The sequence below is a fragment of the Vibrio rumoiensis 1S-45 genome (assembly GCF_000286955.2).
In the GTDB taxonomy this organism is placed as follows: domain Bacteria; phylum Pseudomonadota; class Gammaproteobacteria; order Enterobacterales; family Vibrionaceae; genus Vibrio; species Vibrio rumoiensis_A.
In genome coordinates, this window is sequence record NZ_AJYK02000024.1 from 13,538 (window position 1) to 25,888 (window position 12,351).

Below are 12,351 nucleotides of genomic sequence, written 5' to 3' on the forward strand. Positions count from 1 at the left end.
ATGGTACTCAAACACACTGTGCCATGGTAGCAATACTTTCTTTATATGTATGAAAAGGGGATGCCTTGGTATTCCACTCTTTAGGCGCGTTTTCTTGTAGTGTTTTGATCAAGGTTTGCACTCGTAATGGCAGCACGCCATTGCCAAAATAACAAATGATGGGCTTCGGTTGCCCAAGCCAGTGAGGTAAACAACGAACAATTTTTCCCGGATGCGCACTAGAATAATTATTCGCAATCCAAGTAGGCAATAAACCAATTCCGTATCCATTGGCCATAGAGTCAATTTGTAACAATAAATTATCACTGGTGAGCCGACTGATTTGCGGCATCACCATGTAATGCTCTTGAGCATGAGATAAATAAATGCTGCTCTTTTGATCATGATCAAAGGGCAACCATTGATGTGTATTTAGCTCTTGTGGATGAGTAAGTTTAGGCTGTCGGGCTAAATATTCAGCACTTGCATACAAGCCAAACTGCCAATACCCGAGCACCTGTTTACGCCACGTCCCGGGTAACTGGGTCTCACCCACTGACAGTATAATATCAGGCTCTTGATGAAAATATTCTTCTCGTGATTCCGTGAACAGACGGATATTCACCTGTGAATGGGCATCAAGGAATTGATTTAACTCTGAACGCAACCAACCTCGCACTAAGCTAGGCGGGGCTAATACGGTCAATTCTCCGCTAATATTTTGCTTTAAAGACTGCAGCGCATTTTGAGACTCTTCAGCCACCGTAATTAAGCGCTCACAATATTGAGCAAACACCTCCCCCGCTCGCGTTAGCATTAAACGAGAACCTTGTTTAATAAACAACGTTTGTCCAAGCTCTGCTTCTAATTGAGCTAAACGTCGGCTAACGGTTGATTTTGGTTGATTTAATGCTTTTGCCGCCGCAGTCACACTATGATGACGATTTAATGCGTCAAACGCACGTATCCCTTGTAGTTCTGTTTTCATCTCAATCCCATTTTTGGAACAGCCTGTTTCATCTATTGATCTAGTCAATAAGACAAAACCTATGAATAATCGCAAATGAATTTAAGAATCATTATCATTTAAAGGAATTGTAATGTCTAGGTACCATTTACCGCTTTCGACTTTAGCGGGCGCTATTTTATTAGCAACGAATGCACAAGCGGCTGAAAAGAGCACCACAGAGACAATGGTGGTCACAGCATCCGGTTATGAACAATCAGAAATTACCGCGCCAGCCAGTATCAGCGTGGTCACTCGTGAAGAACTTGATAATCGTTATTATCGTGATGTCACCGATGCGCTTCGTAATGTTCCAGGGGTAACCATTACTGGTGGTGGTGATAAAACCGATATTAGTATTCGTGGAATGGGATCGGCATATACATTGATCTTAGTGGATGGTAAGCGCCAGTCATCAAGACAAACAAGGCCAAACAGTGACGGCCCTGGTATCGAACAAGGTTGGTTGCCACCAATTGAAGCCATTGAACGTATTGAAGTGATTCGTGGTCCTATGTCGACCTTGTATGGCTCGGATGCGATTGGCGGCGTGATCAACGTCATTACACGTAAAGATACGCAACATTGGACTGGGAATGTTCAAATAGGAACCACAATTCAAGAAAACCGTAAATCCGGTGATGAGCGTAGCGCTAATTTTTATCTCACCGGTCCAATCTCTGACAAACTGACTTTACAAGTTAACGGACAAACCACCGTAAGAGACGAAGATCAAATTCTAAATGGTTATGAAGATAAATCTCTGAACAGCATTGACTCCACGTTAACTTACCAAGCAAATGATGATCACCAAATCGCTTTTGAAGCTGGTATATCAGAACAAGACCGTGAAGGAACCGCTGGCAACACACTCGCAGATGGCTCTGACCCAGAACTTGATGAGTACAACCGCCAACATTACTCCATTAGCCATCAGGGTAACTGGGGGAAAGTGGGTCGCTCTAACACCTATCTTCAATATGAAGACTCGGAAAATACAACCCGAGAAATGGAGAGCATGAACACCGTATTCAACACCAGTCTTGTCACCCCAATTTATTCTCATACTTTGACAACTGGTTTTGAATTCCAATATGAAAAATTAGAAGATTACACTTCAAATCAAGCTTCCGATCTTAGCGAGCTCGATAACAATCGATTCGCGGTTTTCCTAGAAGATGAATGGGCAATTGTCGATTCATTTAGTTTAACACTAGGCGCACGTTTGGATGATGATGAACGCTACGGAACCCATATCAGCCCAAGAGCTTATGGCGTATGGAGCATGACTTCAAATTGGGTATTAAAAGGTGGTGTATCAACCGGCTATCGTGCTCCAAGCCTTCGAGAAATTACTCCAGGTTGGGCTCAAGTGAGTCGAGGCGGTAATATCTACGGTAATGAAAATTTAACCCCTGAAACCTCCGTTAATACAGAAATCAGTTTAAATTACCAAAACGATTATGGTGTGTCATCAAGTGTGACTTTGTTTAATAACGACTTTAAAGATAAAATCTCACGCGTGAGCTGTACAAGTTGTGGCCCTGTCAATGATTGGGGCAGCGATTCAACACAACGTGTGAATATCGATAAAGCGGTCACAAGAGGTGTCGAAGTCACGTTATCAACACCTCTATCAGAAAGTGTTTATTGGAATAATAGCTACACCTTTACACACTCTGAGCAAAAATCTGGAGACTACGCAGGTCAACCTCTTGTTCAGTTGCCAAAACATTTATTCAGTACCGATCTTTCTTGGCAGGCCACTGCAGATTTAGAAACATGGGCTCAAGTCACTTACCATGGTGAAGAGATGGAACCTATCACAGGGCCATCATCGAGCAGCTTAGAAGCACCGTCATACACCTTTGTTGACATGGGCATGAGCTACCAATTAACAAGCAGCGTATCGCTTAATGCCGCTATTTATAATCTATTAGATGAAGAAGTCACTTATGACGAGTACGGCTATGTAGAAGATGGTCGTCGTTATTGGGTAGGCATGAACGTTGGGTTTTAAATCAGTAAATAAAACCATTTTATAACTCTAAATAGAGCACCATAATGCTCATTAAATCGCGCTAATCAATCACATTGATTGGCGCTTTTTTTCAGAATTTTATTTGGAAGGGGTACTTTCCGTTTCTTGTTCTTCCTTGTGGATTAGAGTTGTTTGAGCAATGAAGATTGGAACTGACTTATGAGCAGACATCAGTTTATCCTCCTCCGTCACCCAACCACCGTTCTCCTCCCCTCTTTGTTCTATTTTTTCTGCAAAATAACCTTACATCCGTAATAATTTTTAATTCCTCAAAACTTGCCACTTCACTTTATTCAACTGATAAATAACATATTTATATAAAACCCAACCAAAACCTAACAATAAAACCCAGAATATTCATTTGAGGTCTAAACATTTTATGTGTAGCATTATTGTTAATTAACCGTTCAATAAAAAATAAATGGGTTCGAAATATGCCAAAAATTGGAATGCCTGACATTAGAAAACCGCAACTTGTAAAAGCCACGATGGCTGTGATTGAAAGAGTCGGTCTGCACAGTGCAAGCATCTCGTTGATCAGCAAAGAAGCGGGGGTTTCTACAGGTATTATCAATCACTACTTTGGCGGCAAGCATGGTTTACTCGAAGAAACCATGAGAGCCATTTTGCGAGACCTTTCTGGCACGGTACAAGCGCAACTCAAGCACTTGCCAAAAGACAATCATCAGTCACGAATTAACGCCATCATCAATGCCAACGTTGAAGGCTTTCAAGCCGAAAACAAAGTGGCTAAAACTTGGCTGGCATTTTGGTCTTATTCCATGCATGACGTCCAGTTAAAAAGGCTGCAACGCGTGAATGAACAACGTTTGCTTTCCCATTTAAAAATAGAGTTAAAAGCGCTACTTCCTGTCGAACAAGCCAACTTGGTTGCGCATGGCATCGCTTCATTAATTGACGGTATTTGGCTACGTGGCACATTAAACCCAGATGGTATTGATGCCGATAAAGCGCGTGAAATTATTAACGATTATCTCGACAAACAACTGACGTTTTACGCCCAATCATCACTTTAAATTTTCCAATTAATAGGCTTTCACATGACAACTCAAACACTTTATATCGATGGTCAATTAACCTCTGCAACATCAGGTGAAACCTTCACCAGCTACAACCCTGCAACGGGTGAAGCCATTGCAGAAATTGGTCAAGCCTCTCAAGGCGACTTAGATAAAGCGATAGCCTCTGCCAAACAAGGTTTTCAAATTTGGTCGAAAATGAGCGCAGTTGAACGCAGTCGAATTCTTTTAAAAGCAGTTGAAATACTTAGAGTACGAAACGATGAGCTTGCCGCATTAGAAGTGGCAGATACAGGAAAGCCGCTTCAAGAAGCATTGGAAGTTGATATTGTGACGGGCGCAGATGTCATCGAATACTTCGCAAATCTAGTACCAAGCTTACAAGGCGAGCAACAACCGTTAAGTGAAGATCAGTTCTTTTATACACGTCGTGAGCCTCTTGGTATTTGTGCTGGTATTGGTGCATGGAACTATCCGATCCAAATCGCAATGTGGAAATCAGCCCCTGCGCTTGCTGCCGGTAATGCCATGATTTTCAAACCATCGGAAGAAACGCCATTGTCGGTACTGAAATTGGCAGAAATCTTTACGGAAGCAGGCGTTCCGGATGGCGTATTTAATGTGCTTCAAGGCGACTATCGTGTTGGTCAAATGCTTACCGCTCACCCTGAGATAGCAAAAGTTTCTTTCACTGGGGAGTCTGGTACTGGTAAAGCCGTCATGGGTGACAGCGCCAAAACACTTAAATCCGTCACGATGGAATTAGGTGGGAAATCACCTTTGATTATTTTTGACGACGCCAAACTAGACCAAGCGGTTTCTGCGGCTATGGTGGCAAACTTTTATACACAAGGTGAAGTGTGTACCCACGGAACACGCGTCTTTGTTCATGAAGCTATGTATGACGATTTCATTACTCAATTAAAAACGCGCACTGAAAAAATGATTGTTGGCGATCCTATGGACATCAACACTCAAGTGGGTGCCCTGATTTCCAAAGAGCATTTAGGCAAAGTCCTAAACGCAATTGAAGCGGCAAAACAAAGTGGTGCAACATTACTCACCGGTGGCTATCAGGTCACGGATAAAGGTTTAGAAAAGGGTAACTTTGTCGCGCCAACCATCTTTATCGATTGTGATGACAACATGGCTCATGTTCAACAAGAAATCTTTGGCCCTGTCATGTCTGTGCTTAAGTTCAATGATGAAGATGAAGTCATCCAACGTGCCAATGCAACCGAGTTTGGCCTTGCTGCCGGTATCTTCACTCAAAATTTATCGCGTGCACACCGCGTTATTCATCAGATGCAAGCGGGTATTTGTTGGATCAACACTTGGGGCGACTCCCCTGCTGAAATGCCAGTAGGTGGTTACAAACACTCGGGTATTGGCCGCGAAAATGGTACTGAAACATTACACCATTACACCCAAACCAAAAGTGTGTTTGTTCACTTAGGCGACTTCGAAAGTCCTTATGCTTAACACGCCTTATCACCTAGAAATGAATCTATTTGTCGGTGCTTAACCTCACCGACTTTCTAATCGATACTCTCTAACAGAGAGCGGAGACAATTCTTATGCAACAACGCTACGATTATATTATCGTCGGCGCGGGTTCGGCCGGCTGTGTACTTGCCGACAGACTCAGCGAATCAGGCGAACATAATGTTCTGCTATTAGAAGCCGGTGGCAGTGATAAAAGCATTTTCATTCAAATGCCAACCGCACTTTCATATCCAATGAACAGCGAAAAATACGCTTGGCAATTTGAAAGCAAGAAAGAAGCAGGGCTTGATGGCCGCCAACTACATTGTCCTCGCGGTAAAGTACTGGGTGGAAGCTCTTCAATTAACGGCATGGTTTATGTACGCGGTCATGCTTGCGATTTCGACCAGTGGGAGGAGTCTGGCGCTTCAGGTTGGAATTATCAAAACTGTTTACCTTACTTCCGAAAAGCTGAAAGTTGGATGGATGGTAGCAACGGCTACCGAGGTGGCAACGGCCCAGTAGGTACTTGTAACGGCAATGACATGAAACGTAACCCGTTATACCAAGCTTTTATCGATGCTGGTAAAGAAGCCGGTTACCCAGAAACCGAGGATTACAACGCTTATCAACAGGAAGGCTTTGGTCCAATGCACATGACGGTCGATGGTGGTGTGCGCGCTTCAACCTCTAATGCTTATTTAAAACGCGCACTCAAACGCACAAACCTTACCGTTTTAAAAGGAATCGTTGCACATAAAGTTATTATTAAAGGTAAAACGGCCTGTGGAATTGAATACGAAAAGTCAGGTAAAGCACACAAGGTTTATGCTGAAAAAGAAGTAATCTCAAGTGCAGGTTCCATTGGTTCAGTGCAATTGCTGCAATTATCAGGTATTGGCGCGCGCGAAACGCTCAAAAAAGCCAATGTAGAAGTGAAGCACGAACTTCCAGGTGTTGGGGAAAACCTACAAGATCACCTAGAAGTGTATTTTCAATATGAATGTAAAGAACCGATCACACTCAACAGCAAACTGGATTTAGTCAGCAAAGGCTTAATTGGCGCTGAGTGGATTTTAAAACGCACCGGATTAGGGGCAACCAATCATTTTGAATCGTGTGCCTTTATTCGTTCTCGCAAGGGCTTGAAATGGCCAAATATTCAATACCACTTTTTGCCAGCTGCCATGCGATACGACGGTCAAGCCGCTTTTGATGGCCATGGATTCCAAGTTCACGTAGGCCCAAACAAACCACAAAGCCGTGGCCGTGTCGCCATAGAATCTAGCGATCCACATGCGAAACCAAGCATTCAATTTAACTACATTTCAACCGATCAAGATCGTCAAGATTGGCGTGATTGCATTCGCTTAACTCGTGAGATTTTAGCGCAACCAGCCATGGACACATTCCGTGGCACAGAAATTCAACCGGGTATTGATATTGAATCGGATAACGCCATTGATCAATGGGTTAAACAAAATGTGGAAAGTGCATACCACCCTTCTTGTACCTGCAAAATGGGCGCAAACAATGACCCAATGGCGGTAGTCGATGAAGCGTGTCGCGTACTTGGTATTGAAAACCTACGTGTGGTTGATTCTTCTATTTTCCCAATTATTCCTAATGGCAACTTGAACGCACCGACCATCATGGTCGCGGAACGTGCTGCCGATATGATTTTAGGTAAACGCCTACTCGAACCCAATGACGTGCCGGTATGGATAGCTCCTAACTGGCAAGAAACACAGCGTAATAACGCTCCAATACGAAATTTAACGACTGAAAAATAAAAAGTAAGTTACTCATCATAAGGATTGATTATGTTACTGAAAAATAAAACATTAATAACTCTAGGCTTTACTTCATTAGCTGCTTTTAATGCTCAAGCTGCCAATCAATGTGAAACTGTCCGCTTCTCAGACGTAGGTTGGACCGACATTACCGCAACAACTGCGGTGACCTCTGAGTTATTGAAAGGCATGGGTTACCAAACCGAAACTGAATTGTTGTCGGTTCCTGTTACTTACTCCTCGATGGCCAATAACGATATTGATGTATTCCTTGGTAACTGGATGCCAACCATGGAAAACGATATTAAAAAATACCGTGAAGCTGGCACAGTAGAAAGCGTTCGTGCCAACCTTGAAGGTGCAAAATATACCCTTGCTGTTCCTAAATACGTTTATGACGCGGGTGTGAAAACCTTTGCAGATATCGCTAAAAATGCCGACAAATTTAACGACCGCATCTACGGTATTGAGCCCGGTAATGATGGTAACCGCTTACTGCAAAGCATGATCGATGACAACGCTTTCGATTTAAAAGGCTTCCGTTTAGTGGAATCGAGCGAAGCTGGCATGGTGTCACAAGTTACACGTGCTGTACGTCGTAACCAATGGATCGTTTACTTGGGTTGGGCACCTCACCCAATGAACAGCAAAGTAGAGATGGAATATCTGGACGGTGGCGATGACTACTTTGGCCCTAACTATGGCGGTGCAAGCGTTCATACTAACGTTCGTCAAGGTTACTTAGCGCAATGTCCAAATGTCGGTAGTTTATTAAAAGATCTGCAATTTATTCTTGAGATGGAAAACCAGATCATGAATTCCATTTTGAACGAAAATCAGAAACCAGCTATCGCAGCTCGTGAATGGTTAGCAAAAAATCCTGAGCAAGTTAAAACTTGGCTGAAAAATGTCAAAACCTTAGATGGTAAGCCTGCAGCTCCTGCGGTGATTCAATATCTAACCATGTAATCCCAGAGGATCAGCCATGCGGGCCTCTGAAAATTCTCAACACAAGTAATAGGACTGGCGGGTATAAGCTCGCCAGATAAGGCAATACATTGAACTTTATAACGGATCATAAAATCCCACTCGGACATTGGATGGAAATTGTTGTTGATTGGCTCACGGTGAATGCTGCCAGTCTCTTCGATGCTATTTCCATTTTCCTTGAAACCATCATCACCTGTTTAGTGGATGTTTTTCAATGGATGCCACCAGCGGCTCCAATCGCTATTACCGCCGCATTAGCTTGGTATTTACACCGTAAATTATCCTTGGTGATATTCATCATTGCAGCATTACTGCTCATTTTAAACTTAGGGTATTGGCAAGAAATGCTGGAAACCTTTGTTCTCGTCTTTGCGGCGACAACGATTTCCGTATTAATTGGCGTTCCTCTTGGGATCATGGCGGCACACCGTCCTTGGTTATATACCGTGATGCGCCCTATTTTAGATTTGATGCAAACCGTACCTACGTTTGTTTATTTAATCCCAACCTTAGTTTTATTTGGCTTAGGTATTGTTCCAGGCCTAATTTCAACCATTATTTTCGCCATTGCTGCGCCCATCCGTTTAACCTATTTGGGTATTATTAAAGTGCCTGAAGAACTCGTAGAAGCAGGTAAAGCCTTTGGTGCAAGCCGTATGAAATTGCTGTTTAAAGTTGAACTACCTGCCGCGCTACCAAGCATTATGGCAGGAGTAACCCAGTGTATTATGTTGTCATTATCCATGGTGGTTGTCGCAGCATTGGTTGGCGCCGATGGTCTCGGTAAACCAGTTATCCGAGCATTGAATACCGTGAACATTTCTCAAGGTTTTGAAGCAGGTTTAGCGATTGTATTAGTCGCCATCATTTTGGATCGCCTATGTAAAACACCTAACCAAGCCAAGGAGGGATAATCATGAACTCAATTAACATTAAAAATCTTGATGTGGTATTTGGTAATAACCCAATTCAAGCACTCGACTTACTCGATCAAGGGCAATCACGCCAAGATATTATTGACCAAACTAGCCAAGTAGTTGGTGTAGATGATGTCAGTATCAGCGTAAAAGAAGGCGAGATCTGCGTATTAATGGGCCTTTCAGGTTCAGGAAAATCGAGTTTATTACGTGCAGTAAATGGCCTCAACCCTATCTCTCGTGGCTCATTAGAAATTAAAGATGGTGACAGCCATGTTGACCTAGCCAACTGTGATAAAGCGACCTTACGCCATTTGCGTACTCATCGCGTATCAATGGTGTTTCAAAAATTCGCTTTAATGCCGTGGTTAAGCGTATTGGACAACGTCGCTTTTGGCCTTGAAATGAAAGGCATGGGCAAGACAGAGAGACGTAAAAAAGCGCGTGAACAGATTGAAATGGTCGGACTAGCAGAGTGGGCAGATAAGCTCCCACATGAACTGTCAGGCGGCATGCAGCAACGTGTTGGCCTAGCCCGCGCCTTTGCAATGGATACCGATATCTTGTTGATGGATGAACCTTTTTCCGCGCTTGATCCCTTGATCCGTGCTCAGCTTCAAGATGAGTTACTCGAGCTGCAAACGAAGCTCAATAAAACCATTTTGTTTGTGAGTCATGATTTGGATGAAGCGTTAAAAATTGGTAATAATATTGCCATCATGGAATCAGGACGTTTAATTCAACACGGCACACCAGAAGAAATCGTGCTGGCACCTAAAACACAATACGTGAAAGATTTTGTTGCCCACACTAATCCATTGAATGTGCTTAAAGGCAGTTCATTAATGATGCCAGTGAGTGATTTGGAATTTTCAGATAATGAAATCCAGATTTGCCCACATTCGAATATTCGCTTGAAAAAAACCAGTGCTTCACTTTCGATGGAGTCACTTCAAATGATCAGTGAGAAACCACTGACATTAGTGAACTGGCAACCCTCTAGCATGTCGCTTGAAGATATTGATGACAGCATGTTAATTACTGCCAACCCAGAAATCAGTATGCGTGATGCCATTGAGCTAAAAAACCGCACGGCTCACCCTGTCCTTATGGTCGACAATAATCACCTTGTCGGAATGTTAAGTGACAGTGAATTCTACAATGCTTTATTAGGTAATTATCAAGCGTTAGAACAAGCATCAGATGAAACAATAGAGCCAAAACCGAACGCTGCCTAATAGCTTCAAGTCATTAAAGTATAAATTTTATGTTTAAGTCTCCCTCATCAGTGGGAGGCTTTTTTTATGCTAACGTTCAAATACACACTTCCATCCATGTTAATTCTACTTAAAAGCAATTAAACGCAAAAATTAACATCACGATCAAAAAAATCAGGTCAATATAAGCTATTATTTCTTCAGAAATTATCCTTTAACATACAGGAATCACTGAACAATGCGTTTATCTCCTTTGGTTTACGGTGGGCTTATACTCACTAGCTTTCAAAGTATTGCCGGCGGTATTTATTTAAATGAAATCGGCACAGATGATGTGGGTTTAAGCGCCGCAGGGGTTGCCGCTCGCGCCCAAGATCCATCCGTTATGTATATGAACCCAGCAGGTCTCTCTCGCTTAGATGGCCGACATGCCACCGTGGCAGGTGAAGCCATTTATGGAAATGCGAATTATGATTTAGACGCACCGGGTGCCGGTGACACCGGTAATGCGATTGGCTTTGTACCTTCTGCTTCAGCTTTTTATAGCCAACAAATTAATGACCAATGGACTGTCGGACTCGGATTTTACGGCATGTTTGGCCTAGGTTTAGATTTTGGCAACTGGGCTGGAAGCAATGCGATACAAAGCGTTGACATGAAAGGGCTAACCTTACAACCAACTGCATCATACCGCCTCAACGATCAGTGGTCATTTGGTGCAGGTCTTGGGATTAATTACGGCATACTCAAAGTTGAACGTGCTGGTGAATCGGTTGATGATTCCGATGTCGCCTTAAATTACCACCTAGGTGTGTTGTATGAACTGGATAAAAACACCCGATTTGGTGTCGGATATACCAGTGAAACCAACTACGATTACGACATTAAAACCAATGTAACGGTACCAGTCCAACAAGGCCCTATTACTGTTAATGTCGATGCTGCTTTACCTTTATCGGGTACTGCCAACGCTCCACAACAACTTATTGCCAGTGCTTTCCACCAACTGAATGCCACTTGGGCGATCATGGGTAATTTAGGTTGGCAAGATTGGAGTAAATATGGCGATGCAGACCTAACCGTAGCAAGTCAGATAGGTGTCCCATCTAAAGACAGGCTTCAAGACACCTACAGTTTTGCGTTTGGGGTTCAGCACCAATATTCAGATAAGTTAACGTTAAACTCTGGGATTGGCTACGATACCAGTGTATACAAATCACAAGGTGACACCTCATTAACCATGCCTTCTGGCGGTGCACTAATGCTTGGTGTCGGTATGAAATACAAGTTAGAAGGCGGTCAATCCTTTGGTGTTGCGGTGCAATACATGGATCTTGAATCGTCCAGTGTTGAAGACGGCAGCCTTGGTTTAGGAGGAACATACCACGATCCTTCCATCTGGTTCTTAGCCTTTAACTACAACTGGGATAATTTCTAATCTCATGTCATTGGTCGCCATGCTCTATGGCGGCCAACCTCTTCTTATCGATCACTTCTCGGTTGATTTACTTGTGTTTAACTTTGCCACTTTACAGCAATAATCAATGATCACTTGGTTACCATCCACTTGAACATTTTGAATATCACCGTCAATGATAATTCGATTTTGTAAATACACCACAGCATTATCTGGCGAGACTTGTCGTTTTAATGACGGTAAAATGGTGTGCGGCTCAATATCCAACTGTTGAAAAAATCGAGTGACGAAACTCGTCGTCAATTGCCCTTTTCCACGGATCATTTCAGAGAATTCAACAATCCCAACGCCTAAGCGTTTAGCCATATCCATTTGCGTTAAATGACGCTTCGCTTTTTGTGACATCCACAGGTTATATAGTACTTCTCGGTCTTGTTCAGTAAATTCCATCTCTTCCATCCATTCA

The 12,351-nt window shown here is 42.9% G+C and carries 10 protein-coding genes; 8 read left to right on the top strand and 2 right to left on the bottom strand.

The window, feature by feature from the left end; all coding sequences use genetic code 11:
• Positions 1-7: 7 nt before the first annotated feature.
• Positions 8-967 carry a LysR family transcriptional regulator gene (locus A1QC_RS03305; protein WP_017025448.1) on the bottom strand — a complete coding sequence of 320 codons (960 nt, stop codon included), beginning with the start codon at positions 965-967 and terminating at the stop codon, positions 8-10.
• Positions 968-1,079: 112 nt separating this feature from the next.
• Between A1QC_RS03305 and A1QC_RS03310 the strand changes: the two genes are divergently transcribed.
• The 8 genes from A1QC_RS03310 to A1QC_RS03345 all read left to right on the top strand — a co-directional run bounded on the left by A1QC_RS03310 (position 1,080) and on the right by A1QC_RS03345 (position 11,906).
• Positions 1,080-3,005 carry a ligand-gated channel protein gene (locus tag A1QC_RS03310; RefSeq protein WP_017025449.1) on the top strand — a complete coding sequence of 642 codons (1,926 nt, stop codon included), beginning with the start codon at positions 1,080-1,082 and terminating at the stop codon, positions 3,003-3,005.
• Between the two features lie 455 nt (positions 3,006-3,460).
• On the top strand, positions 3,461-4,063 hold the full coding sequence (gene betI, locus A1QC_RS03315) for a transcriptional regulator BetI (RefSeq protein WP_017025450.1): 603 nt from the start codon (positions 3,461-3,463) through the stop codon (positions 4,061-4,063).
• Positions 4,064-4,087: 24 nt separating this feature from the next.
• Complete coding sequence (betB, locus tag A1QC_RS03320) at positions 4,088-5,548, top strand: betaine-aldehyde dehydrogenase (protein WP_017025451.1); 1,461 nt, start codon at positions 4,088-4,090, stop codon at positions 5,546-5,548.
• Between the two features lie 95 nt (positions 5,549-5,643).
• Positions 5,644-7,344 carry a choline dehydrogenase gene (gene betA / locus A1QC_RS03325; RefSeq protein WP_017025452.1) on the top strand — a complete coding sequence of 567 codons (1,701 nt, stop codon included), beginning with the start codon at positions 5,644-5,646 and terminating at the stop codon, positions 7,342-7,344.
• A 30-nt stretch (positions 7,345-7,374) separates the two neighbouring features.
• A complete protein-coding gene (locus A1QC_RS03330; RefSeq protein ID WP_017025453.1) occupies positions 7,375-8,313 on the top strand; it encodes a choline ABC transporter substrate-binding protein in 939 nt (312 codons plus the stop codon).
• 89 nt (positions 8,314-8,402) lie between these two features.
• Complete coding sequence (gene choW, locus A1QC_RS03335; RefSeq protein ID WP_026025858.1) at positions 8,403-9,248, top strand: choline ABC transporter permease subunit; 846 nt, start codon at positions 8,403-8,405, stop codon at positions 9,246-9,248.
• Between the two features lie 2 nt (positions 9,249-9,250).
• On the top strand, positions 9,251-10,489 hold the full coding sequence (gene choV / locus A1QC_RS03340; RefSeq protein ID WP_017025455.1) for a choline ABC transporter ATP-binding protein: 1,239 nt from the start codon (positions 9,251-9,253) through the stop codon (positions 10,487-10,489).
• Between the two features lie 217 nt (positions 10,490-10,706).
• On the top strand, positions 10,707-11,906 hold the full coding sequence (locus A1QC_RS03345; RefSeq protein WP_017025456.1) for an OmpP1/FadL family transporter: 1,200 nt from the start codon (positions 10,707-10,709) through the stop codon (positions 11,904-11,906).
• A gap of 51 nt (positions 11,907-11,957) precedes the next feature.
• Here A1QC_RS03345 and A1QC_RS03350 read toward each other — a convergent pair whose 3' ends face one another.
• The gene (locus A1QC_RS03350; protein WP_017025457.1) at positions 11,958-12,335 is read right to left on the bottom strand and encodes a helix-turn-helix domain-containing protein; all 378 of its coding nucleotides are present in this window, start codon (positions 12,333-12,335) and stop codon (positions 11,958-11,960) included.
• Positions 12,336-12,351 lie beyond the last annotated feature (16 nt).